Here is a 25,913-nt window from a genome sequence, read left to right on the forward strand (position 1 = left end):
GCTTTGGATAACCAATCGGGTTATTTACCAGTTTCCGTCGTACGTTCAAAAGCAAATGCGGCTGTAGCAAACGCCCAATCGTTCTATATTTCTGATATCTCATCATCAACCGAATGGGGAGATAGTTTAAAGGGCGTCGCGGTTATCGTTCATGCTGCTGCAAGGGTGCATGTGATGAAGGAAGTCGCCGCGGACGCGTTAACCGAGTTTCGCAAGATTAATGTCGAGGGCACAGTCAATCTTGCCCGGCAAGCTGCGCAAGCCGGAGTTAAGCGTTTTGTCTTTATCAGTTCAATCAAAGTGAATGGCGAGGAGACGAATCCTGGTCACCCTTTCACTGCTGACGATAATCCAGCGCCATCCGATCCCTATGGCATTTCCAAGAAGGAAGCAGAGGGGGCGTTACTAGCTCTGTCCCAGGAAACGGGCATGGAAGTTGTTATTATTCGTCCTACTTTGATTTATGGGCCAGGCGTCAAGGCTAATTTTCGAAATATGATGGGATGGCTCAAGAAAGGTATACCTCTACCTTTCGGTGCTATTCATAATAAGCGCAGTCTGGTGTCGCTTGAAAACCTGGTCAGTTTGATTTTGGTTTGCCTGAAACATGATAATGCTGCCGGTCAAATATTTTTGGTTAGCGATGGCGTTGACTTGTCTACGACTGAGTTACTGAATCGAACTGCTGAAGCTCTAGGCGTCAAGAGTCGGTTGATTCCCGTGCCTGAGCGATTGCTGGTTTTCTGCGCAGTGGCTTTGGGGCGGCGAGCATTGTCCCAGCGATTGTGCGGTTCGCTGCAGGTTGATATCAGTAAAACCCGAACGTTATTGGGTTGGAATCCGCCAGTTTCCGTACAAGATGCCTTGAATAGAACTGCTAAAGAATTTTTGGAATACCGTTGATGACCAGCTTATACTGGATTTTACCGTTGGCGCTTGCCGGTGCACTCGCTGGAACCGCTGTACTGCGTCGATATGCGCTCTCCAATAGTCTTATAGATATTCCGAATGCGCGAAGTTCTCATGTGCTGCCTACCCCCAGGGGGGCGGTGTGGCCATTGTTGTGTCATTTGTATTGAGTGCAGTTTTACTTGCACTGACCGGACAGATTCAATGGTCGCTGACATGGGCAATCGCGGTGCCTGGGGGCGCAATCGCTGTTATCGGGTTCCTCGACGATCATGGTCATATTCCGGCACGTTGGCGGTTGTTGGGGCATTTTATCGCCGCGATCACGGGGTTGGTTCTTCTTGGCGGATTGGCTCCGATTCAGCTCTTCGGGACGTCGGTGAATTTAGCTTGGACCGGTTACGTGTTCGGAAGTCTTTATCTCGTCTGGTTGTTGAATCTTTATAACTTCATGGACGGGATCGATGGATTGGCAAGTATGGAAGCGATATTTGTGTGTCTGGGAGGGGCACTACTTTATGTTGTTTCCGCAAACATCGAATTTGTTTGGGGCCCGATAGCGTTGGCGCTGGCAGTGACTGGTTTTCTGTATTGGAATTTCCCCCCCGCGCGTATTTTCATGGGCGATGCAGGTAGTGGGTTCCTGGGGATTACGCTGGGCTTCTTGTCGTTGCAAGCAGCGTGGGTCAACCCTGCATTGTTATGGGGGTGGCTCATTCTGTTGGGCGTATTCATCGTCGACGCGACCTGTACCCTTGTTGTCCGACTGGTCAAGGGTGACAAGGTGCACGAGGCTCATCGCAGCCACGCTTATCAATATGCGTCACGTCAGTTTGGTGGACACCTGCCCATCACCTTGTCCGTCACCGGCATCAACCTGATTTGGCTGTTACCGATTGCCACTTTGGTGGCCTTGGGCAGTCTCGATGGTTTTGTCGGTTTGTTGATAGCCTACGTACCATTGATTCTTCTGGCCTTGAGGTTCAAGGCAGGTCAACGCGAAGGTTGATTCGGTTCTTCCTCCCGGCGCAGTTTTCACAGGGCGCAGGGGGGAAGAGCCTTGAAGTCAATTGAGATAAACCCTCTTGAGCTTTAAGCTTGTCGCTTGCTTTTTTGAAAAGGATATTGAGATGTTTCGCCAATGGCTACTCCAGCTTCCTCGGCGGCAAAAAAGGCTGATGCAGGTTGGGACCGATGTAGTGTTGGTCTGGATTGCGCTTTGGATGGCTTTTGTCGTTCGCCTTGGGATTGACGAGATCATAAATCCGCTCAGAGATCACACGTGGTTGTTCCTGTGTGCTCCTGTCATCGCGATTCCGCTCTTCATTCGTTTCGGTCTTTACCGCGCGGTTCTACGTTACTTTGGTAACGATGCGCTGATCGAAATCGTGAAAGCCGTGAGCCTGTCCGCGCTCATCCTCGGCCTCGTGGTCTATTGGTATAGCAATCATCAGAATGTTGTGCCCCGTTCGATTATTTTCAATTACTGGTGGCTCAGTCTGCTGATGATCGGCGGGCTGCGGTTGGCGATGCGTCAATATTTTCTCGGTGACTGGTTTACCGCTGCACAGCACGTACCGTTTACGAACAGGGACAATGGATTGCCCAAGGTTGCCATTTATGGTGCCGGGGCGGCAGGCAACCAGCTCGTCGCGGCTCTGCGCATGGGGCGAGCAATGCGTCCGGTCGCCTTTATCGATGATGACTGCAGTATTGCCGACAGGGTTATTTCGGGATTACAGGTTTACAAGCCCAAGCATATTCAACGAATGATCGATGCGACTGGCGCTCAGGAAATCCTCTTGGCCATACCCTCGGCCAATCGTGGACGCCGTCGTGAGATTCTGGGGTACCTGGAAGGGTTCCCGCTGCACGTGCGAAGTGTTCCCGGTTTCATGGACCTGGCAAGCGGTCGTGTGAAAGTCGATGATATTCAAGAGGTCGACATCGGCGACCTGCTTGGCCGTGATTCAGTACCGGCACAGGCCGATCTGCTTGAACACTGCATCAAGGCACAAGTGGTTTTGGTGACCGGTGCCGGTGGTTCTATCGGCTCTGAACTGTGCCGGCAGATCCTTGCCTTGCGACCGACTACTCTTTTGCTGTTTGAACACAGTGAATTCAACCTGTACAGCATCATGTCGGAGTTGGAGCAGCGAATCGCGCGTGAATCGTTGCCTGTAAAGTTGCTCTCGATCCTTGGCTCCGTGCGTAACCAGGACAAACTGCTGGACGTAATGAAGACATGGCGCGTCGATACGGTTTATCACGCTGCGGCCTATAAACACGTTCCAATGGTTGAACACAATATTGCCGAAGGCGTAGTCAACAATGTCATCGGTACGTTGAACACCGCGCAAGCCGCGTTGCAAGCTGGCGTTGCCAACTTCGTACTTATTTCCACAGACAAGGCTGTCAGGCCAACCAACGTGATGGGCAGTACAAAGCGTTTGGCTGAAATGACGCTCCAGGCCCTGAGCCGCGAACTGGCCCCTGTTTTGTTTGCTGATACGTCGAATGTATCCCGGGTCAATAAAACCCGTTTCACGATGGTGCGTTTCGGGAACGTGCTGGGATCCTCCGGGTCGGTCATACCGTTGTTCCACAAACAGATCCAGTTAGGTGGACCTCTCACGGTTACTCATCCGAAGATCACCCGCTACTTCATGACTATCCCTGAGGCCGCCCAACTGGTGATTCAGGCAGGTTCAATGGGGCAGGGTGGTGACGTTTTCGTTCTGGATATGGGCGAGCCGGTGAAGATTGTAGAGCTGGCAGAAAAGATGATTCACCTTTCTGGTCTGAGTGTGCGATCGGAAAAGAATCCCCATGGTGATATTGCCATCGAGTTCACGGGGCTTCGTCCTGGTGAAAAACTTTACGAAGAGTTACTGATTGGCGATAACGTTGCGGCGACTCTGCACCCGATGATCATGACTGCCAGCGAGGACTACCTTTCCTGGGATGTGCTCAAGGCAAGGCTTGTTGAGTTGTTGGCGGCAGTTGAGCAGGATGACTACTTTCGGGTCCGCCAATTGCTGCGTGATACGGTCAGCGGCTACACCCCAGACGGGGATATCGTCGACTGGATCTACCAGCAACGCCGCCTCGACCCCTGATTGTTTCACATTCTGCAACAGACACATTTTTGACAAGCTCCCACCATCGCCTAAGTTTGGAGAGCAGCTTCGGAAAAGCTGCTTTCTCAAACGATGTTATGGAGCTTCATCTATGCGTACTGGCTATTTCTACTCTTTGGTTTTTGCACTGCTCACCAGCGCCTCTATTGCCGCTATTGCCGCGCCAGCTGTGAAACCCGAGCCTGCCAACGCACCTTCGGTGCTGGACGTTTCCCCTAAGATGCAGGTTGGCAAAGTCGATCTCAATGCAGCCGATGCACCGACATTGCAGCGTGAGCTGTCCGGTATCGGTGAGGCCAAAGCCAAGGCGATTGTTGCTTATCGTGAGAGTAATGGGCCATTTTCGTCTATAGACGAACTGCTGGAAGTGAAAGGGATAGGGAAAGCGATTGTGGACAAGAACCGCGAAAAGCTTCAGGTGAACTAAGCTTGTAACTCAAGCCCAGAGGCCGGTCATTGACCGGCCTTTTTTCATTCTGGGAATAGGGGAGGGGAGACGCCTTTCATCGGCTGATAAAAAATTATGGCTATCATATGTCGCTGATATTATGCCTATAATTCATTCGCGTGCCGCTGAAGCGTGCTGATGTTCAGACGCTCATTTTCCTCAAGTCTTTTCCTGGAGCACAGTCATGACTTCCTCCCAGTCCCAAGGTACGGCCCTTGTTACCGGCGCATCTTCCGGTATCGGTGCGATATACGCTGAGCGGTTGGCGGCGCGTGGTTTTGATTTGCTGCTGGTCGCTCGCGACGAGCAGCGGCTTGAGGCGGCAGCGAGCCAGTTGCGCACCGAGTATGGTGTTCAGGTAGAAGTGCTGAAGGCAGACCTGACACAAAAGGATGATGTGCTGAAGATCGAACAACGTCTTCGCAGTGATTCGAGTATCAGCCTGTTGCTGAACAACGCTGGCGTCGCGTCGGATGGTCTGCTGGCAAATGCCGACATGGAACAGCTGGAAAAGCTGATTCAACTGAATGTCACTACGGTCACACGCCTGGCATCGGCGGCAGCCGCCAGTTTTGCCAAGGCCGGCCGGGGTTCGATCATCAATATCGCATCGGTGGTCGCGCTGTTCCCTGAGCGCTTCAATGCAACCTACAGCGCCAGTAAAGCTTATGTGTTAAGCCTGACCCAATCCCTGAATGCCGAACTGGATGGCACCGGGGTCAAGGTCCAGGCCGTTTTGCCGGGTGTCACGCGTACCGAAATCTGGGAACGCTCCGGCATCGACGCCAGCCAGATTCCGGCGGAGATGGTCATGGAAGCCGGCGAAATGGTTGATGCGGCGTTATCCGGCTTGGACCAAGGTGAACTGATCACCATTCCATCGTTGCCGAACGCCTCGGACTGGGACGACTTTGTGAAGGCCCGCTTGGTCATGGCGCCGAATCTTTCCAAAAGTACCGCCGCCGCACGTTACAAATGAAACACCTTCAATCGTATTGAGGTAATTACGGCATGAGTGATCGTCGAGTAGTTGTCACCGGCATGGGCCTGGTGTCTCCATTGGGTAGCGGTGTAGAAGTTGTCTGGGAGCGTCTGCTGGCCGGGCGTTCCGGGTTGCGGATTTTGCCGGACGAGGTGGTCGCCGATTTGCCGGCAAAGGTGGGCGGTGTGGTGCCGACTGCCGAGGAGGATGCCGAGGCGGGTTTTGATCCGGATCGGGCGACGCCACCCAAAGAGCAGAAGAAGATGGACCGCTTCATTCTGTTTGCCATGGAAGCCGCGCGGCAGGCGTTGGAGCAGGCGGGTTGGCAGGCGCTGGACGCGCAAGCCCAGGAACGTACCGCAACCATCATCGGCTCAGGAATCGGCGGATTCGGCGCCATTGCCGATGCGGTGCGCACCACCGACAGCCGTGGCCCACGGCGACTGTCGCCCTTCACCATTCCGTCGTTCCTGGTCAACCTCGCTGCGGGTCATGTGTCGATCCAGCACGGTTTCAAAGGCCCGTTGGGTGCTCCGGTGACGGCGTGTGCGGCGGGGGTTCAGGCGATTGGTGATGCGGCGCGGCTGATTCGTTGTGGCGAAGCGGATATTGCCGTGTGCGGCGGCGCGGAGGCGGCGATCGATCGGGTCAGTCTTGCCGGGTTCGCGGCGGCGCGAGCCTTGTCCAGCGGTTTCAACGAAACCCCGGAACGTGCTTCCCGGCCGTTCGACAGTGCTCGCGACGGCTTTGTGATGGGCGAGGGCGCTGGCCTTCTGGTGATTGAATCCCTGGAGCACGCCTTGGCGCGCGGGGCTCAACCGTTAGCCGAGTTGGTCGGCTACGGCACCAGCGCCGATGCTTACCATCTGACGGCGGGCCCGGAAGATGGCAATGGTGCACGTCGGGCGATGTCGCTGGCATTGGCACAGGCCGGTGTTTCAGCCGCACAGGTGCAACATCTCAATGCGCATGCCACGTCGACGCCGGTGGGCGACCTCGGCGAGTTAGCGGCGATCAAGTCATTGTTCGGTTCAGACAACAAGGTGGCGGTGACATCGACCAAGTCGGCGATAGGGCATTTGCTCGGCGCTGCTGGTGGGGTTGAGGCGATCTTCACGCTGTTGGCGATTCGCGATCAGATCGTGCCGGCCACTTTGAACTTCGATAACCCGGACCCGGCGGCGCAAGGTGTGGACATCGTCCACGGTCAGGCGCGGCCAATGGCTATCGAGTACGCGTTGTCCAACGGCTTCGGGTTTGGCGGGGTCAATGCCAGCGTGTTGTTCAAACGCTGGCAGGGTTAATCCTGCGGTTGTTTAAGAAACGCGCGGGTCACGTCAAGAATCCGCTGAGCCAGCTCCGGACTCTCGACACTGCGCGATAACAACAATGCGCCGACCAGGGCGGACATGATAAAGACGCTCTGGTCAGCGGCATCTTCGCCTTCAAGGCTGTTTTCTATTTGTTGGAGTCGTGCGTTCAGCACCACGTCCGAGGTCGGACTTGGCTGCCCGCGCAAGCCGAGTTCCGAGGACATGGTCGGTAACGGGCATCCTTCATGCGGCGAGGTCTGGTGCCATTCCGACAAATAGGTGTCGATGAACGCTTCCAGCGGGCGATCCTGGGCGAACAACTCGGCGCAGACGGCGTCGCACTGATCACCCGCCGCTTGCAACGCCTTTTCAACCAGTTCGTCCTTGGACGTGAAGTGCGAGTAAAAACCGCCGTGGGTCAACCCCAGGGCTTTCATCAGCGGTTGCAGGCCGGTCGCACCAATACCGTCGCGGCGGAATCGCGCTGACGCTTCCTTGATGATGCGCTGATGGGTCTGGGCTTTATGGTCCTGCGAGTAACGCATCTGAAATCTCCGCAACAATGCGCCATCTTAACCAATGAAAATAAGATGGCGACTGTACTTCTACTTCTATAAAGCATGCAGATGCGTCCAACTCCGTCCTGAACACGACGTGATCTGGCACGGATAGTGATTACTCATTAGCCAGAGATTGTTGAACAATCATAAGGCGAAGCGCATGAGCAACGGACAGTCCCTGGCCGACCACATCACACTGGAATTGCGTGCCGACATCATTGGCGGCCGATTGGTGCCCGGCATGGCGTTGGTGGAAAACGATCTGGTGTCTGCCTATAACGCTTCTCGCAATACGATCCGCGAGGCCTTGCACCGCTTGGGTCAGGAAGGGTTGACCGTGTATGTCCGCAACAAAGGGGTGAGCGTGCGCAGGCTGGGCGTAGTGGACGTGCGTGACCTGTTCAAGGTCCGGCGCACCCTCGAGTTGCAAGCCATCAATGCCAGCCCGCCGCTGCGCGACGATCAGTCGGCGCGGATGCTCCAGGCCCTGGAAGCCACCGAGCTGGCCAGGGAGCGTGAGGACTGGCGTGCCGTCGGCACTCACAGCCTGGCCTTTCATCAACACATTGTCGGGTTGCTGCGCAGTCCGTTGTTTGATGAGTTCTTCACCAACGTCGTCGCGCAATTGCGTCTGGTGTTCTCCACCGCGCCCGATGAATCACGTTTTCAGGCGCCATGGCTGGCGCGTGACCGGCAGATCCATGCCTTGCTGGCCGAGGGCGATACCCGCGCAGCTGCGGATGCGATGAGCCTTTACCTGGATGATTCGGAACACCTCCTGTTGCAGATATGTACCCCTTCTTCCCATCACTGATCGAGGATTCGTGCCATGTACAAAGACTATCCGGCGGCCTATCAAGTCAGCAAAGGCTCGGCGTTGCAGGTGGATACAGCCTTCTACGAACGGATTCGGGATGCGAAGGACGGGCGGACGCTGATCGAGCAGTTCGAAGTACCGATCCGCACCGGCCGCGCCTGGAACGTGCCGGCAGGCCATGTGTTTCGTGTCACCACACCGGTCGGGCCGCAAGTGGGGGATTTCAACGTCTGGAACGCCCATGACCCACGGGAGCGCTTATGGGCGGCGCGCACCCGTCAATTGCAGGGCGCCCACGTCAGCACCCACGACCGGCTCTGGTCGAACCTGCCTTTTTTGCGGCCGCTGGTGACGATTACCGACGACAGCCTGGCGGGTTATGGCATCGACGAACACGGCGGTCGCTTGCATGATTTACTCGGCACGCGCTGCGATCCTTATGTGAACAAGATGCTCACTGGTGAGGACTTCCATCATCACTGCCATTCCAACCTGACTCGCGCCGTTTTGCCCTATGGCCTGACCGAGTTCGACGTGCATGACGTGCTGAACATTTTCCAGTGCACCGGTCTGAATCACGACGACCTTTACTTCATGAAAGCCTGTCCGGCGCAGAAGGGCGATTACCTGGAGTTCTTTGCCGAGATCGATTTGCTGTGCGCGCTCTCGACCTGTCCAGGTGGTGACCTGTCGCTGGCCATGTGGGGGCCGGATGCGCAGGATCCGCTGACCGTATGTCGACCGCTGGGCGTGGAGATTTATCGGTTGCAGGAGTCGTTGCTGGAAGGCTGGAGCCAACCGGAGCGCGCGGCGTACAAAGGTATGCACGGCTTGCACATCGCCAAAGCCGACTGGGAACAATAAAAGCAAACCCCCTGTCATTCACTGAGAATGACAGGGGGGTTTTCGTTAGCGGTCCTGTGCTTCCTTGGCATCCATTTCCGCATTGCGTTCAGCGACGCGTTTTCGTTGCTCTTCGGTCAGGTCGACCTTGGTGGCGGTGTCTCGCAACATCATCAAGCCACCAACGATCGAGCCGATTGCAACGACCAGAATCAACCAGGCATACCAGGGCATAGGGCTCTCCTTGAGGCAGGGCGATTGGCGGAGGTCGCCAATCGATCGTGCATACCACTTTGAGCGATGGATTTTCGCAGTGGTTCCATTCTATGCCTGATAAGCCAATCGCACCTGAAGCGTTTACAGCCCGGTCAGCATCGCGTCTGCCGGTGCGTCTGCACGCAATTGCGCCGTGAGCAGGAAGTACACGAAACCTGCCGCCATGAAGCCGAGGAAGATCAGCCCGATCAAGGCGTTGAACCAGGCCATCGCCACCAGGCAGACCACCGCCAGTACCAGTGCGATCATCGGCACCAGCGGATAGCACGGCGCACGGAACGTACGCTCAAGGTTCGGTTCGGTTTTGCGCAGTTTGAACAGGCTGAGCATGCTCATGATGTACATCACGATCGCACCGAACACCGCCATGGTGATCATCGCCGCGGTCAGTGTCATGCCGCCGAGGTTGATCAAACCGTCGCTGTAAATCGCCGCGATGCCGATCACGCCGCCAGCGATGATTGCCCGGTGCGGCGTCTGGAAACGCGACAGTTTCGCCAGGGAGGTTGGCAGGTAGCCGGCCCGGGCCAGGGCGAAGAACTGCCGCGAGTAGCCGAGGATGATCCCGTGAAAACTCGCCACCAGCCCGAACAGACCGATCCACACCAGCATATGCAACCAGCCGGAGCTCTCGCCGACCACGGTTTTCATCGCCTGTGGCAGCGGATCGTTGATGTTTGACAGGGTGCGCCAGTCGCCGACGCCGCCAGCGAAGAACATCACGCCCATGGCCAGCAACACCAGGGTCAGGATGCCGCTGATGTACGCCTTGGGAATTGTGCGTTTCGGGTCCTTGGCTTCTTCGGCGGCCATGGCGGCGCCTTCGATGGCGAGGAAAAACCAGATGGCGAACGGAATCGCCGCGAACATCCCGGCAATCGCCGGGGCACCGAACACATCGCTGCCGGCCCAGCCATTCAGCGCAAAGTTGCTGAAGCTGAAGGCCGGCGCAACCACGCCCATGAACACCAGCAGTTCAGCCACGGCCAGTACGCAGACGACCAGTTCGAACGTGGCCGCAAGTTTCACCCCGAGGATGTTCAGGCCCATGAACACGATGTAGGCACCGACCGCCGCGTGTTTGGGGTCGAGTGCCGGAAACTGCACGTTCAGGTAAGCACCGATCGCCAGGGCAATTGCGGGGGGCGCGAAGACGAATTCGATCAGCGTCGCCAATCCTGCGATCAATCCGCCTTTTTCGCCAAAGGCGCGGCGACTGTAGGCAAAGGGACCGCCGGCATGGGGGATCGCCGTGGTCAGTTCGGTGAAGCTGAAGATGAAGCAGGTGTACATCGTCGCGACCATGAACGAGGTCACCAGAAAACCCAATGTACCCGCGACGCCCCAGCCGTAGCTCCAGCCAAAATATTCACCGGAAATCACCAGCCCGACGGCAATGCCCCATAAGTGCAACGTGCCCAGCGTGGGTTTGAGTTGTGTGTTCATGCGGTTGCTCCCTGAACGGTTTGGATTGCTCGGGGGAGGGTGTTTGCAGTGGGCGTGCCAGTGTTGTGATAGCAGTCGTAAAGCGTAAAAAGGTGTCGTATCAGGGATGTTCGCCGCTGGATGAGTGCATTTTTGTGCGCCAGTTGAGGGCAAGGGCGTCAGTTGTGCCGCCATCGCGAGCAAGCTCGGCTCCCACAGGGATTTGGGTCAATCTCCGAATCCGACGCCACCGCTGAACCTGTGGGAGCCGGGCTTGCCCGCGATGAGGCCCGCCCAAACACCGCTGTAAAGCAGGCATAAACCCACTCTTTACGCTTTCTTTATGCCTCGCCCGCACCCTCGATCTCGTTCCTTTACAGCCTCCCTGCCGACAATGACTCCACACGCGGCAATACGCCGTAACACGGAGAACTTCCATGAGCGTTCTGGACGGAGTGTCACTGCTACTGGCAGTGGGGCTGTTCATTTATCTGTTGGTTGCGCTGTTGCGCGCGGACCGGAACTAGGAGCGGCTATGCACAGTTATGACTATTGGCTGATCCTCGCGTTTTTCGCGGTGGTATTGGTCCCGGCGCCGTTTCTCGGGCGCTTCTACTACAAGGTAATGGAAGGTCAGCGCACGTGGCTGACGCCGATTCTCGGGCCGGTGGAACGCGGCTGCTATCGCGTGGCCGGCGTTGATCCGCAGGCAGAACAGAGCTGGCAGAAGTACACCTTGGCCCTGCTCGCCTTTAACCTTGCGGGCTTTTTGCTGTTGTTCGCGATCCTGTTGTTTCAGGATCACCTGCCGCTGAACCCGCAAAACCTGCCGGGCCAGGAATGGACGCAAGCGTTCAATACGGCCGTCAGCTTCATGACCAATACCAACTGGCAGTCCTACAGCGGCGAAGCAACCCTGAGCTACCTGAGTCAGATGGTCGGCCTCACCGTGCAGAACTTCGTCAGCGCCGCCACCGGCCTCGCCGTGTTGGTAGCCCTGTGTCGCGGTATCGGTCGCAAGTCATCCAAGACCCTCGGCAATTTTTGGGTCGACATGACCCGCGCTACCCTCTACGGCTTGCTGCCGCTGTGCCTGCTGCTGGCGCTGTATCTGGTCTGGCAGGGCGTGCCACAAACCTTCGCCCAGTACGTGAGTGCGGTGACGATGCAAGGCGTCGATCAAGTGATCCCGCTCGGCCCGGCCGCCAGCCAGATAGCGATCAAGCAATTGGGCACCAACGGGGGGGCTTCTTCGGCGTCAACTCGGCGCACCCGTTCGAGAACCCGACGGCGTGGAGCAACCTGTTCGAAGTCGGCTCGATCATTCTGATTCCGGTCGCCCTGGTGTTCACCTTCGGCCATTACGTCAAAGACCTGCGTCAGAGCCGCGCGATCATCGCCTGCATGCTGGCGCTGTTCCTGATCGGCGGCGCGACTTCGCTGTGGGCTGAATACCAACCGAATCCAACGCTGAATAACGTCGCCGTCGAACAGACCGCGCCGCTGGAAGGCAAGGAGGCGCGCTTCGGCACCACGGCCACGGTGTTGTGGTCGGTGACCACCACGGCGGCGTCCAACGGCTCGGTCAACGGCATGCACGACAGCCTTAACCCGCTGAGCGGCATGGTCGCGCTGGTCAACATGATGGTCGGCGAAGTGATCTTCGGCGGCGTCGGTGCCGGGCTCTACGGCATGTTGCTCAACGTGTTGATCGCGGTGTTCCTCGCCGGCCTGATGATTGGCCGCACCCCGGAATACCTCGGCAAGAAACTGCAAGCCCGAGAAGTGCAACTGCTGGTGGTGACCTTGCTGGTGATGCCGGTCGGCGTATTGGTGCTCGGCGCGATTGCCGCCAGCCTGCCTGGCCCGGTCGCGGCGGTGAGTAACCCTGGCGCCCACGGTTTCAGTCAGTTGCTCTATGCCTACACCTCGGCCAGTGCCAACAACGGTTCGGCGTTCGGCGGCTTCGGGGCCAACACCGCGTTCCACAACCTGATGCTCGGTCTTGGCATGTTGATCGGTCGCTTCGGTTACATCCTCCCGGTACTGGCATTGGCCGGCAGCCTGGCGATGAAGAAAACCGCACCGATCGGCCAGAACAGCTTCCCGACCCATGGCCCGCTGTTTGTGACCCTGCTGACCGTGACCATTTTGCTGGTGGGTGGTTTGACCTTCTTGCCGACGCTGGCGCTGGGTCCGATTGCTGAACATCTGAGCATGGGCTTCTAAGGAATCCATCATGAATATGCCTGTAAGCAAAACCGCCGTCGCCAAGGCGCCGGAACAACCGAAAACCGCGATCTCGGCCCTCTGGCGCCCGGCGCTGGTGCAAGCCTTCGTCAAGCTCGATCCACGGCAATTGCAGCGTGCGCCGGTGATGCTGGTGGTCGAACTGACTGCCATTCTGACCACCGTGCTGTGCTTCATTCCCGACAGCGCCGTGCCGACGTTTGTCGCCGCGCAAATCGCTTTGTGGCTGTGGTTCACCGTGCTATTCGCCAACTTCGCTGAAGCCCTGGCTGAAGGTCGCGGCAAGGCCCGCGCCGACAGCCTCAAGGCCGGCAGCGAAGGCTTGAGCGCCCGCCGTAAAACCAGTAACGGCACCTTTCAAGTGGTACCGGCCACGAGCCTGCGCAAAGGTGATGTGGTGCGCGTTGAAGCCGGGGAAATGATCCCCGGTGACGGCGAAGTGATTGAAGGCATCGCGGCGGTCAACGAAGCGGCGATTACCGGTGAATCCGCGCCGGTGATTCGTGAGTCCGGGGGAGATCGCTCGGCCGTCACCGGCAACACCCGACTGGTGTCCGACTGGTTGCTGGTGAAGATCACCGCCAACCCTGGCGAATCGACACTGGACCGCATGATCGCCCTGGTCGAAGGCGCCAAACGCCAGAAAACCCCGAACGAAGTGGCGCTCGACATCCTGTTGATCGGCCTGACGCTGATCTTCCTGCTGGTGGTCGTGACCCTGCAGCCGTTCGCCCACTTTGCCAATGGCAGCTTGCCGCTGGTGTTCCTGGTGGCGTTGTTGGTCACGCTGATTCCGACCACCATTGGCGGTTTGCTGTCCGCCATTGGTATCGCCGGGATGGACCGTCTGGTGCGCTTGAACGTGATCGCCAAGTCCGGCCGTGCCGTGGAAGCAGCGGGGGACGTACACGTCCTGTTGCTGGACAAGACCGGCACTATCACCTTCGGTAACCGTCGCTGCACCGCGGTGCATCCAGCCCCGGGCGTCACCGCCAAGGAACTGGCCGAGGGCGCATTGTTTGCCTCGCTGGCCGATGACACGGCTGAAGGCAAATCCATCGTCGAGTACCTGCGCGGCACTCAGCCACAACCAGAACCCGCCGCCGAGTTGCTGACAGCGGTTCCGTTCAGCGCTGAAACCCGTCTGTCCGGTGTCGACTATCAGGGCCGCGTGTATCGCAAAGGCGCGGTGGATTCGTTGCTGGTCTTCGTCGGCCTGAAACGCGCTGACCTGGCCGCGCCGCTGTCCCGGGAAATCGACAAGATTGCCCAAAGCGGCGGCACCCCGTTGCTGGTCTGCGCCGACGGCAAACTGCTCGGTGTGATTCACCTCAAGGACGTGGTCAAGCCTGGCATCCGCGAGCGTTTCGCCGAGCTGCGCAAATTGGGGATTCGCACGGTCATGGTGACCGGCGACAACCCGCTGACCGCCGCCGCGATTGCTGCCGAAGCGGGCGTCGACGACGTGCTGGCCGAAGCCACCCCAGAGAAAAAACTGGCGCGCATCCGTCACGAGCAAAACGACGGTCGCCTGGTTGCCATGTGCGGCGACGGCGCCAACGACGCCCCGGCATTGGCCCAGGCGGACGTCGGTATGGCGATGAATGACGGCACCCAAGCGGCGCGCGAAGCGGCCAACATGGTCGACCTCGACAGCGACCCGACCAAACTGCTGGACGTGGTGCAGATCGGCAAGGAATTGCTGGTGACCCGCGGCGCGTTGACGACCTTTTCCATCGCCAACGACGTGGCCAAATACTTCGCGATTTTGCCGGCGTTGTTCGCCTCGATTTATCCGCAACTGGGCGTGCTGAACGTCATGCACCTGACCAGTCCGCAGAGCGCGATTCTCTCGGCCATCGTGTTCAACGCCTTGATCATCGTCGTGCTGATTCCACTGGCCTTGCGTGGCGTGCGGGTGCAAGCGGCGAGTGCGGCGGCGTTGCTGCGACGCAATCTGCTGATCTATGGATTGGGCGGGATTGTGGTGCCGTTCGTGGGCATCAAGGCAATCGACATGCTGTTGACGGCGTTGCATCTGGTTTGACGCCATCGTCGGAACGCCGCCCCGGAACAAGCTCGCGCCCACCGGGGAATGCGGTGCTTTTGTAGGCGTGAGCCTGCTCGCGATGAAAGCACCTCGGTGCACCTGATCGAACCCTGTATGTGTTATCCGAATTCGAGGATTTTGAAATGTCCACAATGATACGTCCGGCCTTGAGCCTGTTGGTCCTGATGACCCTGATCACCGGCGTCGCTTACCCGTTGGTGGTCACCGGTGTCGCCCAGGTTGCGTTCCCGGATCAAGCCAATGGCAGCCTGGTGCACGACGCCGACGGCAAGGTCCGTGGCTCGTCGCTGATTGCCCAGGATTTTGTCGGTGACGCCTGGTTCCATCCACGCCCCTCCGCCGGTGCGTTTGCCACCGTGTCGAGCAGCGCGAGTAACCTGTCACCGAGCAACCCGGCGTTGGCCACACGAGTGATCGACGATGCCAACAAACTGCTGGTGCCGGGTCAGGGGCCTGTGCCATTGGCCATGCTGACCACCTCCGGCAGTGGCCTCGATCCACACTTGCCACCGGCCGCGATTGCCTATCAACTGGCGCGTGTTGCCGCTGCGCGTAATCTGCCGGTGTCTACGCTACAACAACTGCTGGACGCGCACATTGAACAACCATTGGTGGGACCGCCGGTGGTGAATGTGCTGGCGCTTAACATCGCACTGGAAAAGCTGTAAGAGATGATCGTTCCCACACGCTGCGTGGGAACGCATCAATGGACGCTTAGCGTCCGCTTTAAGCAGGGACGCGGAGCGTCCCGGGCTGCATTTCCACGCAGAGCGTGGGAACGATCAATTAGAGAGAGCTTCAAGCATGAGTGATTCCGGCCGCGCCGACGCGTTGTTAGCAGACTTGCCCCGCGATGGCCGTGGCCGGCTCAAGGTTTTCCTCGGCGCCGCGCCCGGTGTCGGCAAAACCTACGCCATGCTGCAAGCCGCTCATACCCAGCTGCGCCAGGGCGTCAAAGTCATTGCCGGCGTGGTCGAAACCCATGGCCGCGCCGAAACTGAAGCGCTGCTCGGCGGCTTGCCGCAACAGCCGTTGGTGCGCTCGGAATACCGGGGCGTGATGCTCGAAGAAATGGACCTGGACGGTCTGCTCGCGGCCAAGCCGAAACTGGTGCTGGTCGATGAACTGGCCCACAGCAACGCCCCCGGCAGCCGCCATACCAAACGCTGGCAAGACATCCAGGAATTGCTCGCCGCCGGCATTGATGTCTACACCACGGTCAACGTCCAGCACCTGGAAAGTCTCAACGATCAAGTGCGCGGCATCACCGGTGTGCAGGTGCGTGAAACCCTGCCGGACTGGGTGCTGCAAGAAGCCTACGAACTGCTGCTGATCGACCTGCCACCAAGGGAATTGCTTGAGCGTCTGCGCGACGGCAAGGTCTACGTGCCGGAGCAGGCGCGGGCGGCCATCGACGCGTTTTTCACCCAGACCAACCTGACCGCCCTGCGCGAAATGGCGATGCAAACCGCTGCCGCGCAGGTCGACAATGACCTGGCCCAGGGGTATCGCCAACTCGGTCAAGCAGCGCCAGCGGTACGTGGTCGTTTGTTGGTGGGGGTCGATGGCGATGCGCAGGCCGAGCGCCTGGTGCGTCACGCCAGTCGCGTTGCCCAGCGCCGGCATTTGCCATGGAGCCTGGTGCATGTCGACAATGGCAGCGTGCGTGACGAGCAATCGCGCCTGCGTCTGCAAAGTGCCCAGCAATTGGCCGAACGCCTCGGTGGCGAAGTGGTGTTGCTGCGCGCCGGTGAAGTCGCGAAGACCCTGATCCAGCACGCCGCCGAACGCCGCGCCAGTCTGGTGCTGGTCGGCCAGTCCCGGCAGCGGTTGCGTCGGCGCTTGTTCGGTGGGGGCTTGGCGTCACGCCTGCTGCGCGATGCGCGCGGGCTGGAAATCAACGTCCTCGACAGCGATGATTTACCGCAACAACCGCGCCAGCGTTCGGCACAATCACTGGTGTGGTTTGACTACGTGCTGGCACTGGTGGCGACCGTTTTGGCCAGTGCGTTGGCGTGGGGCGTGGCGAGTATTTTGCCGCTGCCCAACATCTCGCTGGTGTTTCTCGCCGCTGTTCTGCTGGTGGCGGTGCGCAGCAGCCTCGGCCCGGCGCTGGCCTGTGCGGCGCTTTCATTTCTGACCTACGACTTTTTGTTCATTCCGCCGAATTTTTCTTTCGCCATCCAGCGCGAAGAAGACGTGCTGACCTTGCTGTTCTTCCTGCTGATGGCGGCGCTCACCGGCAACCTCGCGGCGCGGCAACGTCGGCAATTGCAGGCACTGCGTGACACCCAGGAAGAGACCACCGAACTGCTCGACCTGTCGCGCAAACTGACGGCCGCCACTGATCGCCAAGCCGTGATCAGCGCCGCTGCCCAGCACCTCAACGGCTGGAGTGATTTGCAGCTGTGCCTGCTCAATCAAGACGGGCAGGGTGGCTGGAAAGTCGAAACTGGCGGTCCGATAGAGTTCTCCGAAGCTGAACGCGCTGCCGCCGATTGGGCCTGGCAACACGATCAACCCGCTGGTGCAGGCACCGGAACATTGCCAATGGGGCGTTGGTGGTGGTGGCCGTTATCGGTGGAAGACGGGCCGTTGGCATTGATGGGCGTGTGCGCCAAAGAAGGCCAGACCTTAAGCGGTCAGCGTCGGCGTTTGTTGACCGCATTGAGCCAACCGCTGGCCCAGGCGTTGGCTCGGGCGCAACTGGCCGAAGACCTCGAAGCGGCGCGACTGCACGGCGAAACCGAGCAACTGCGCAGCGCACTGTTGGCGTCGGTGTCCCACGACCTGCGCACGCCGCTGACGTCCATGCGCGGCAGCATCGACAGCCTGTTGGCCCTCGGTGAAGCCATTCCGCTGGAGGATCGCAAGGAGTTGCTCGAAGGCACGCGTGACGAAGCCGAGCGGCTGGATCGCTACATCCAGAACCTGCTGGACATGACCCGCCTCGGTCACGGCGCGCTGAAGCTGGCGCGTGATTGGGTGTCGCCGGCCGACATCGTCGCCAGTTCACTCAATCGACTGCGCGCCGTGCTGGCGCCGTTGCAAGTCAGCACCGACGTGCCGCCGGAGTTGCCGCTGCTGTATGTCCACGCGGCGCTGATCGAGCAGGCGCTGGTCAACGTGCTGGAAAACGCCGCGCGATTCTCACCGGCACATGGGCGCCTGCAATTGCGCGCCGGTGTCGAGGATGGCGAGCTGTTTTTCTCGGTGAGTGATGAGGGGCCGGGTATTCCGGAGGAGGAACGGGCGAAGATTTTCGACATGTTCTACACCGCCGCGCGCGGTGATCGGGGCGGGCAGGGCACCGGGCTGGGGCTGGCGATCTGTCAGGGCATGGTCGGTGCGCATGGCGGACGGATCAGCGTCGCTGACGGCATTGAGGGACGCGGAACGTGCATTACGCTTCACTTGCCCTTGCAGGAACAACCCGCCTTTGAAAGTGAGCGCTGAAGTGAAGCCTGATACCCTTTGGACATCCCCATGCCGCGATCAGAAACCATGAGCCAGACCGCGACCATTTTGGTCATCGACGACGAACCGCAAATCCGCAAATTCCTGCGCATCAGTCTGGTCTCCCAAGGCTACAAAGTGCTGGAGGCCGGCACCGGCACCGAAGGCCTGGCGCAAGCGGCGCTGAACAAACCGGACTTGCTGGTGCTCGACCTCGGTTTACCCGACATGGACGGCCAGCAAGTGCTGCGCGAGTTTCGTGAATGGTCGACGGTGCCCGTGCTGGTGCTGTCGGTGCGTGCGAGCGAAGGGCAAAAAGTCGAAGCACTCGATGGCGGCGCCAATGACTACGTGACCAAGCCCTTTGGCATTCAGGAATTTCTGGCGCGGGTGCGTGCTTTGTTGCGCCAGGCGCCAGTCGGTGAAGCCCAGCAGGCGGCGTTGACGTTTGGGCCGTTGACCGTGGACCTGGCTTATCGGCGGGTGCTGCTCGAGGGCGTCGAAGTGGCGCTCACACGCAAGGAATACGCGGTGCTGGCGCAACTGGCGCGGCATCCGGGACGGGTGATTACCCAGCAGCAACTGCTCAAGGATATCTGGGGGCCGACCCATACCGAGGACAGTCATTACCTGCGGATTGTGGTGGGGCATTTGCGCCAGAAGCTGGTGGATGATCCGACTCAGCCGCGGTTTATCGTGACGGAGGCAGGGGTCGGGTATCGGTTGCTTGATACCTGATCGTTCCTGCGTGGTAACGCATCCCGTGACGCTCCGCGTCACGATCTCAACAGCGGACACAGGGCGTCCATGGCGGTATTCCCACGCAGCGCGTGGGAACGATCTCAGGGCTCACGCTCATTCTCATACCGATCCAGCGTATCCCGAGCAATCTCCCGTCCCAACGCGATCAACTCCGGCGCCTTGTAAAACTCGAAAAACCGGCAAACCCTTTTCGGCACGTTGATCAGGATGTCCGGCGGATACCCGGCAATCTTGTACTGCGCCAGCGACGTCTGCATCACCTCGAAACTCTGGTTGATCAGGTCCAGCAAAGACGCCGGCCCAACGTTATCGATGATGAACGAACCGGTGGCCGACTTCGGCGCGCCTTCGCGCTCGGGAGCGGCGGCAGGTTGCTGGGCTTCGGGCTCGGCGGATTCGATCCAGGGGTTGATGTCAGCCGCTTCTGCCATCAACGCTTCCTTCTCCAGCAGCAGCAATTGTTCGGCCTGTTTGCGCCGGAACGGCAACTTCGAACCCAGTGAATTGATCAAACTGTCGAAACGACTCTTGAACGCTGCCGGTCGCTGGATCACCGGCAATTGATAGTGGCGCTGGTTGGTGGAGTTGAGGTTGACTGCGATGATCAGGTCGCAATGACTCGACACCACTGGCACGATTGGCAAAGGGTTGAGAATGCCGCCATCCACCAGCATCCGGTTGCCCTGCATCACCGGAGTGAAGAGGCTGGGGATCGCCGCCGAGGCGCGCATGGCCTGATGCAGACAACCTTCCCGGAACCAGATTTCCTGCTGGTTGGTCAGGTCCGTGGCCACGGCCGTGTAGGGAATGCGCAGGTCCTCGATATTGATCTCGCCGACGATCTTGCGGATCTGCCCGAAGACCTTCTCACCGCGAATCGCGCCAAGCCGAAAGCTGACGTCCACCAGGCGCAACACATCGAGGTAATCCAGGCTTTCGATCCAGCTGCGATACTCGTCAAGTTTGCCCGCCGCATAAATTCCGCCAACCACCGCTCCCATGGAACAACCGGCAATGCAGGCGATGTCGTAACCGCGCCGTTCGAGCTCTTCAATGACACCGATATGGGCATAACCTCGGGCTCCGCCTGAGCCCAGTACCAGTGCGATACGCTTTTTCATGAATCGCCCTCGTCTGACAAGGTTCAACAATGCACCCATCAAGGGGCGGGCTTCAATCGCCATGGTCGCTCGACAGGCCGATGGCGTCGTTTTTTCGACACTCCATGGCGGCACTTGGCTATTCTTGCCCACGCTATAGTGAGTTTGCTTCGAGCGGCCAAGGCACTTTTCCCGCGCCGGGCCGTCTTACCTGCACGACTGTTGACCTATCTTGAGGTGGTATTGATGAAAGCCTGGATTTGCGTACCTTTGATTGCGCTGGCGCTCGCCGGTTGTGCCGGCAAAACGGCTTACCGCGAAAGCTGCGGCAGCCAGATTGACGCCGCGTGGCATGAGCTAGACTTGGCCAAGGCCGAAGGTTTCGCCGGGACTGTCAGCTATTCCAAGGCCCTGTCGTTACTGACAGGCGCCAAGACCCAGCAACAATTCGAAGCCTACGAAGGCTGCACCAGCAAAGCCGAGAAAGCGCGCTTCTATATTCGGGAGTCGCGTGCAGGCCGTTGAGGCATGACGCGGGTAAAAAGGGACACTCGATTCAGGGAGTAAGCGATGTCTGATTTGGTTGATCGGTTGGTGGCCCATGTCCTGGGCCTTGAAGTCCGCTTGTTGGCCTGTCAGGCGCGTTTGACTGCCCGCACTGACCCTGAAGCGTTGCACGACCTGCGCACCACGGTTCGCCGTTTGCGCAGCCTCTTGCGCCCCTTGCGCGGCCTGCCCGGTGTCGAGCAGGTGGAAGCGGCGGCGTCCCGGGTCGGCGAGCTGACTACGCCGTTGCGTGATCGCGAAGTGCTGGCGGCGTACCTGCTCGAGCACGGTCAACCCGAAGCCGCCCACCGGCGCATGGCGCTGATGGCCAAGGCGTATCCAGCGGTGGCGGCCAGTCCCGAGCTGGCGCAGTTGCTAATGATCTTCGATGCCTTTCCGCGTTTTTTGCGCGCGTCCCAGCGCCAGGGCTTGCTCAAGGGCCTGCGCAAGCGCATTGAAAAACGCTTGGGCAAACAATGGAAGAAACTCGACGTTGCCCTGCACGACCCGGCCCACGACCGTCATCGCTTGCGTCTGTTGATCAAGCGTGTGCGCTACGGCATCGAGGCCTATCCCGAGCTGGACCGCTTGCCGAAGGCTGCCTTGGCCCGATTGAAATCGGCACAGGGGGCTTTGGGTGATTGGCACGACAGTTGGCAATGGCTGGCCAGGGCGCAAGAAGAGGCGGACTTGCAGCCTTGTGTCGCGGTCTGGAAAACCACCATGGCTAACGCTGAAGCCCGCGCCGACCGTGTCCTCGACAAACTCAGCGCCCGCTGCTTCAAATCCTGAAAACCGCGCAAATCAAATGTAGGCGTGAGCCTGCTCGCGATGAGGCCGTGACATTCAACAGTGATGTTGGCTGTCATGCCGCTTTCGCGAGCAGGCTCACTCCTACAGGGTTTTGTGTTGAGTATGGAATCTAGTATGCGGCTCTTCTGTCAGTACTTTTGGCCGGAACAGGTGCTGTATCCCCATCGCTGGCTGGTTAAGATCTTCCTCTCCTTTTCCCGTTTCCGAGGTCTTCATGCGCTTTTGCGATCTGCTCGACGCCGTCCGCCAGCAACCGCTGGAGCTGTCTATTCCAGCCGGATGGGCGCAGGGGCGGGCCAGTTTTGGTGGTCTGGTGGCGGCATTGCAATACGAAGCCATGCGCGCAAAAGTCCCGGCAGACCGGCCGGTGCGTTCGCTGGCGATCACCTTTGTCGGCCCCGTCGAGCCTGAAGTGCCGGTCAGCTTTGAAGTCGATGTCTTGCGCGAAGGCAAAGCCGTCAGCCAGGTGCTGGGCCGGGCGATGCAGAAGGGGCAAGTGGTGACGTTGATTCAGGGCAGCTTCGGTGCCTCGCGGCCTTCCGAAGTGGCGATCACGGCTGAACCTGCTCCGGAAATGAAGCACTGGGACGAGTGTCAGGAATTGCCCTTCATCCCCGGCGTGATTCCGGAGTTCATGCGCCATCTGGCAATGCGCTGGGCCGTCGGCGGCATGCCGTTTACCGGCAACTCTTCCCGTCAAATGGGCGGTTGGGTGCGGTTACGTGGGGATGTGAAGGAAGAGGCCGTCACCGAGTCGCATATCCTCGCGCTGGTGGATGCCTGGCCGCCGTCCTTGCTGCCGCACCTGAAAAAAACCGCGATGGGCAGCACGCTGACCTGGACCATCGAATTCGTTCAGCCGTTGCTGGAACTGAGCACGCTGGACTGGTGCAAATACCTGGTCGAAACCGAGCATGCCGCAGACGGCTACGGTCATGCGGCCGCGAAGTTGTGGAGCGCGGACGGCCGGTTGATCGCCATGAGCCGGCAGACGGTAACGATTTTCGCCTGATCAGTGCCGACGATGGCGCTCACGCCAGGCGCGCCACCAGCCGCCGCTGAGGAAAAACCGTGGGAAGGTCAGGAATTGCTCGACCAGCAAGCGTGACACTGCATCTTTGCGATCACTGAACGGTTCGGAGGCTTGCGCCTCCAGGCTGTGACCGTGACGTTGCAGACCCAGCGCAGCGAGCAGGCCGATCACGCCGATGGCGATGTTCAACAGGCTCAGGCTGAACACCCCGGACACAATCAGCAGAAACGCGACAATGAACAGTGGTACGGCAATCAGGTGCAGCACCAGGTTGGTCGGGTGCTGGTGATTGTTCGGGTACGCTCGCCATTGCCAGGCGGGTAGGTTGGGGTGACGTTTGCCCATGTTGAAACTCCTCAATCCGTGTTGACCGTATGATTGAAGAATAGGCGGGGGGAGGGTGGTCGGCGAATCGAGGTTGGCTATGGGGGTGATAGGTGGGGATTGATGTTGACCGGGCTGACGCCATCGCGAGCAGGCTCACTCCTACATTTAATTGCATTCATCTGTTAAAACGCGGTCACTGTGGGAGCGAGCTTGCTCGCGATGGGGCCCTTACAGCCTGAGCTGCCCGATCGCCTTGCTCAACTCCCCAGCCAACGCTGCCAGCTCATGACTGGTCGTCGCAGAGTTAATGGTCTGCTGCACAGTGTTCTCGGTCACATCGCGAATACTCACCACCGCCCGATTCATCTCCTCTGCCACCTGGCTTTGCTGCTCGGCCGCCACCGCAATCTGCGTATTGCTTTCACGCATCTGCGCCACGGCGCTGGTGATTTCGGCCAGCGCGGCGCCAGCTTCTTGAGCCTGCTTCACGCAATCATCGGCCTTGAAGGAGCTTTCCTGCATGAAGTCCACCGCGTCCCGGGTCCCGGCCTGCAAGGCGGAGACCATCAGGGTGATCTCGTCGGTAGAGGTCTGCACGCGCTTGGCCAGGTTGCGCACCTCATCGGCCACCACTGCAAAGCCCCGTCCCATTTCGCCCGCCCGTGCCGCTTCGATGGCCGCATTCAGGGCCAGCAGATTGGTCTGCTCGGCAATGCTATGAATCACCCCGACTACGCCGTTTATTTTCTGACTGTCCTCGGCCAGGCGCTGAATCATCTCCGCCGTCTGCTGCACACCGCTGGACAACCCGGCAATCGACTTCTGCACGCGACACACCACTTGCTGCCCACTGCCCGCCAGCTTGTCTGCCGTTTGCGAGAGGTCGCGGGTGGCGCCGGCGTGCTGGGCGATGTGATAGACGGTGGCGGTCATTTCATTGATTGCCGTGGCGGCCTGATCGGTTTCGCTTTGCTGGCCGAGCATGCCGTGGCGCACTTCGTTCATGCTCGAAGCCAGGCGCGCAGCACCGACATCCAGTTGCCGGGCCGTGCTGGCGACGGTGTTGACCACTCGCTGGTATCCGGCCTGCATCGCGTTGAAGGCGTTGGCCATCTGCCCGACTTCATCCTGGCAGGCCAGCGGCACACGGGCCGACAGGTCGCCGGTTTTTTCGACGTGGAGCATCACGTCTTTCAAGGTGTTGAGCTGACTCAGCAGGAAGCGGATCAACAGCTGCGATGCGCCCAACATCGCCAGCATCAAGATAAATACAGCCACCGCGTACTGGGCGAAACGTTCGCTGAAGACTTGACTCAGGCTCGGGCCAAAAGCGATCACCGCGACTTGCTGCCCGTCGGGGCGGGTGAACACCTCGGCACCCATCAACGGGTTGTCACCGAGCAGCGGCATCGGGTGGATCTCGACCCAGCCGTGGCTGTCCGTCAGTTCCAGGAGTGGCTGACCGTTCAACAATGGCGCCTGTCCGCGTCCGAAGGTCAGCAGGTTGTCGGCCTTGGGCAGCGGTTGCCCGACGGGCCAGGCACTGAGCAATCGCGCCTGTGCCTGGGCAGCCCCCTGCGCGGCGTGACTGCGGACTTGTTGTTCGAGTTGCACGGCGTACAGCACCAGCAACAGGGTGGTGAAGAAAGCGACCGCGTTGACCGCCCAGAATTTGTATTTCAGCGAGATGTTGCTAAGCCAGGCACCCATGGAGGTCTTCTCTGATAGCGGAAACAGCATTGGCAAGGTGCCAGCATTGTGCCGCTATCGAAGATTCTGAATTTGATGTGGATCAACATGCACCACAGTCCCCCTGCAGGAGTGAGCCTGCTCGCGATGGCGGTCTGTCTGAGACATCAATGTTGAAAGTGCTGGCGCTATCGCGAGCAGGCTCACTCCTACAGGGGATCGGTGGTTACTGGGGGATTGTGGGCAAGCCGAAAAACGCTCGTGCACAGTCGGTGCTGTGGGCGGCGAGATCTTCTTCGCTTTCCCCACGATGCAACGCCACTTCCCGCAACACTTCAGTTAAATACGCCGGCTCGTTGCGCCCGTTTTTCGGCTTCGGCCGCAAGCTGCGTGGCAGCAGATACGGTGCATCGCTTTCCAGCATCAAACGTCCGCGTTTGATCTCCTTCACCAACGGATGCAGATGCGTGCCCCGGCGTTCGTCGCAGATCCAGCCGGTGATGCCGATGTGCAAATCAAGATCGAGGTAGCTGAACAGGGCTTTCTTTTCGCCGGTGAAGCAATGCACCACGGCGGCCGGCAATTGATCACGGTAGTCGCGCAGGATTTCCAGCAGTCGCTGACTGGCATCGCGCTCATGCAGGAACACTGGCAACTGCAACTCGACCGCCATCGCCAGGTGCTCTTCGAGGACCTTTTCCTGTTGCGGGCGTGGCGAGAAGTCACGATTGAAATCCAGCCCGCATTCACCCACGGCCACCACGTTCGGCTCCTTGAGCAAACTGCGCAAACGCTGGGCGCTGTCAGTGTTCCAGTCGCTGGCCGCGTGCGGGTGAATGCCCGCGGTGGCGAACAGGCGTTGAGCGCTTTCGTCCAAGTGTTGGCACAGTTCCAAAGCCTGTTCGCTGCCCTCGACACTGGTGCCGGTCAGGACCAATTGGCAAACCCCTGCGGCGTACGCGCGGTCGAGTACGGCCTGGTGTTTGTCGGCAAAACTGGGGTTGGTCAGGTTGACGCCGATATCGATGAGTTGCATGGTGCTACCTCGGACCAAAGGCCGGAAAGCATATCAGAGCTGTAGATTTATAAGAAAAGCCAAGAACTACAACGAGTTGAAGCTGTCTCTTGATGCCGCGAGACAGGCCCGGGTGGT

General features: G+C 59.3%; 22 protein-coding genes and 2 pseudogenes. 17 read left to right on the forward strand and 7 right to left on the reverse strand.

Translation table 11 applies throughout. The annotated features are described in order from the left end of the window. Positions 1-3 precede the first annotated feature (3 nt). From AB4N43_RS25290 to fabF, 6 genes and pseudogenes are all read left to right on the forward strand, one after another. Positions 4-903, forward strand: coding sequence for a UDP-glucose 4-epimerase family protein (locus AB4N43_RS25290; RefSeq protein WP_460152120.1), 900 nt, complete (start codon positions 4-6; stop codon positions 901-903). After that, a pseudogene (locus AB4N43_RS25295) lies at positions 903-1,918 on the forward strand (MraY family glycosyltransferase). The gene AB4N43_RS25290 and the pseudogene AB4N43_RS25295 overlap by 1 nt, the downstream one beginning before the upstream one ends. 121 nt (positions 1,919-2,039) lie before the next feature. Further along, positions 2,040-4,028 carry a polysaccharide biosynthesis protein gene (locus tag AB4N43_RS25300; protein ID WP_460154230.1) on the forward strand — a complete coding sequence of 663 codons (1,989 nt, stop codon included), beginning with the start codon at positions 2,040-2,042 and terminating at the stop codon, positions 4,026-4,028. 112 nt (positions 4,029-4,140) lie between these two features. Further along, the gene (locus tag AB4N43_RS25305; protein ID WP_460152122.1) at positions 4,141-4,476 is read left to right on the forward strand and encodes a ComEA family DNA-binding protein; all 336 of its coding nucleotides are present in this window, start codon (positions 4,141-4,143) and stop codon (positions 4,474-4,476) included. 205 nt (positions 4,477-4,681) lie between these two features. After that, positions 4,682-5,476, forward strand: coding sequence for an SDR family NAD(P)-dependent oxidoreductase (locus AB4N43_RS25310; RefSeq protein ID WP_460152124.1), 795 nt, complete (start codon positions 4,682-4,684; stop codon positions 5,474-5,476). Between the two features lie 32 nt (positions 5,477-5,508). After that, positions 5,509-6,783, forward strand: coding sequence for a beta-ketoacyl-ACP synthase II (gene fabF / locus AB4N43_RS25315; protein ID WP_059182390.1), 1,275 nt, complete (start codon positions 5,509-5,511; stop codon positions 6,781-6,783). Here fabF and AB4N43_RS25320 read toward each other — a convergent pair. Further along, a complete protein-coding gene (locus AB4N43_RS25320; protein ID WP_027925681.1) occupies positions 6,780-7,337 on the reverse strand; it encodes a TetR/AcrR family transcriptional regulator in 558 nt (185 codons plus the stop codon). The genes fabF and AB4N43_RS25320 overlap by 4 nt on opposite strands. A gap of 175 nt (positions 7,338-7,512) precedes the next feature. On the opposite strand from AB4N43_RS25320, the gene AB4N43_RS25325 reads away from it, so the two are divergent. Together AB4N43_RS25325 and AB4N43_RS25330 are read left to right on the forward strand one after the other, a co-directional pair. Next, the gene (locus AB4N43_RS25325; protein ID WP_027925682.1) at positions 7,513-8,166 is read left to right on the forward strand and encodes a GntR family transcriptional regulator; all 654 of its coding nucleotides are present in this window, start codon (positions 7,513-7,515) and stop codon (positions 8,164-8,166) included. A 15-nt stretch (positions 8,167-8,181) separates the two neighbouring features. Further along, complete coding sequence (locus AB4N43_RS25330; protein ID WP_027925683.1) at positions 8,182-9,033, forward strand: urea carboxylase-associated family protein; 852 nt, start codon at positions 8,182-8,184, stop codon at positions 9,031-9,033. Between the two features lie 45 nt (positions 9,034-9,078). Here AB4N43_RS25330 and AB4N43_RS25335 read toward each other — a convergent pair whose 3' ends face one another. Next, entirely contained in the window at positions 9,079-9,246 is a 168-nt protein-coding gene (locus AB4N43_RS25335) for a DUF2897 family protein (protein WP_081744012.1), read from the reverse strand. 123 nt (positions 9,247-9,369) lie between these two features. Continuing rightward, entirely contained in the window at positions 9,370-10,734 is a 1,365-nt protein-coding gene (gene eat, locus AB4N43_RS25340) for an ethanolamine permease (RefSeq protein ID WP_027925684.1), read from the reverse strand. A 416-nt stretch (positions 10,735-11,150) separates the two neighbouring features. On the opposite strand from eat, the gene kdpF reads away from it, so the two are divergent. The 6 genes and pseudogenes from kdpF (at position 11,151) to AB4N43_RS25370 (ending at position 19,228) form a co-directional block, all read left to right on the forward strand. Further along, positions 11,151-11,240 (forward strand): K(+)-transporting ATPase subunit F, encoded by a 90-nt coding sequence (gene kdpF, locus AB4N43_RS25345; RefSeq protein WP_007899818.1) that lies wholly within the window; start codon positions 11,151-11,153, stop codon positions 11,238-11,240. An 8-nt stretch (positions 11,241-11,248) separates the two neighbouring features. Continuing rightward, positions 11,249-12,942: pseudogene (gene kdpA / locus AB4N43_RS25350) on the forward strand (potassium-transporting ATPase subunit KdpA). Positions 12,943-12,952: 10 nt separating this feature from the next. Next, positions 12,953-15,010: a potassium-transporting ATPase subunit KdpB gene (gene kdpB / locus AB4N43_RS25355; RefSeq protein ID WP_460152128.1), complete on the forward strand. Its 2,058-nt coding sequence runs from the start codon at positions 12,953-12,955 to the stop codon at positions 15,008-15,010. A 146-nt stretch (positions 15,011-15,156) separates the two neighbouring features. Continuing rightward, a complete protein-coding gene (kdpC, locus tag AB4N43_RS25360; protein ID WP_027925687.1) occupies positions 15,157-15,702 on the forward strand; it encodes a potassium-transporting ATPase subunit KdpC in 546 nt (181 codons plus the stop codon). 136 nt (positions 15,703-15,838) lie between these two features. Further along, positions 15,839-18,490, forward strand: a complete 2,652-nt coding sequence (locus tag AB4N43_RS25365) for a DUF4118 domain-containing protein (RefSeq protein WP_460152130.1) — start codon at positions 15,839-15,841, stop codon at positions 18,488-18,490. 48 nt (positions 18,491-18,538) lie between these two features. Beyond that, a complete protein-coding gene (locus tag AB4N43_RS25370; protein ID WP_027925689.1) occupies positions 18,539-19,228 on the forward strand; it encodes a response regulator in 690 nt (229 codons plus the stop codon). A gap of 104 nt (positions 19,229-19,332) precedes the next feature. Here AB4N43_RS25370 and AB4N43_RS25375 read toward each other — a convergent pair whose 3' ends face one another. Continuing rightward, positions 19,333-20,373: a patatin-like phospholipase family protein gene (locus AB4N43_RS25375; RefSeq protein WP_460152132.1), complete on the reverse strand. Its 1,041-nt coding sequence runs from the start codon at positions 20,371-20,373 to the stop codon at positions 19,333-19,335. Between the two features lie 225 nt (positions 20,374-20,598). Between AB4N43_RS25375 and AB4N43_RS25380 the strand changes: the two genes are divergently transcribed. From AB4N43_RS25380 to AB4N43_RS25390, 3 genes are all read left to right on the forward strand, one after another. After that, on the forward strand, positions 20,599-20,877 hold the full coding sequence (locus AB4N43_RS25380) for a hypothetical protein (protein WP_027925691.1): 279 nt from the start codon (positions 20,599-20,601) through the stop codon (positions 20,875-20,877). A 45-nt stretch (positions 20,878-20,922) separates the two neighbouring features. Continuing rightward, the gene (locus AB4N43_RS25385; protein ID WP_460152134.1) at positions 20,923-21,690 is read left to right on the forward strand and encodes a CHAD domain-containing protein; all 768 of its coding nucleotides are present in this window, start codon (positions 20,923-20,925) and stop codon (positions 21,688-21,690) included. 235 nt (positions 21,691-21,925) lie between these two features. Beyond that, positions 21,926-22,723: an acyl-CoA thioesterase gene (locus AB4N43_RS25390; protein WP_027925693.1), complete on the forward strand. Its 798-nt coding sequence runs from the start codon at positions 21,926-21,928 to the stop codon at positions 22,721-22,723. Here the strand turns inward: AB4N43_RS25390 and AB4N43_RS25395 are convergent, their stop codons facing one another. From AB4N43_RS25395 to AB4N43_RS25405, 3 genes are all read right to left on the reverse strand, one after another. Continuing rightward, entirely contained in the window at positions 22,724-23,089 is a 366-nt protein-coding gene (locus tag AB4N43_RS25395; RefSeq protein ID WP_027925694.1) for an Mpo1-like protein, read from the reverse strand. It abuts the gene before it with no gap. Between the two features lie 210 nt (positions 23,090-23,299). Further along, entirely contained in the window at positions 23,300-24,781 is a 1,482-nt protein-coding gene (locus tag AB4N43_RS25400; RefSeq protein ID WP_027925695.1) for a methyl-accepting chemotaxis protein, read from the reverse strand. A 205-nt stretch (positions 24,782-24,986) separates the two neighbouring features. Continuing rightward, positions 24,987-25,796, reverse strand: a complete 810-nt coding sequence (locus AB4N43_RS25405; protein ID WP_460152137.1) for a TatD family hydrolase — start codon at positions 25,794-25,796, stop codon at positions 24,987-24,989. Positions 25,797-25,913 lie beyond the last annotated feature (117 nt).

It is taken from the genome of Pseudomonas sp. S2_B07 (genome assembly GCF_054668435.1).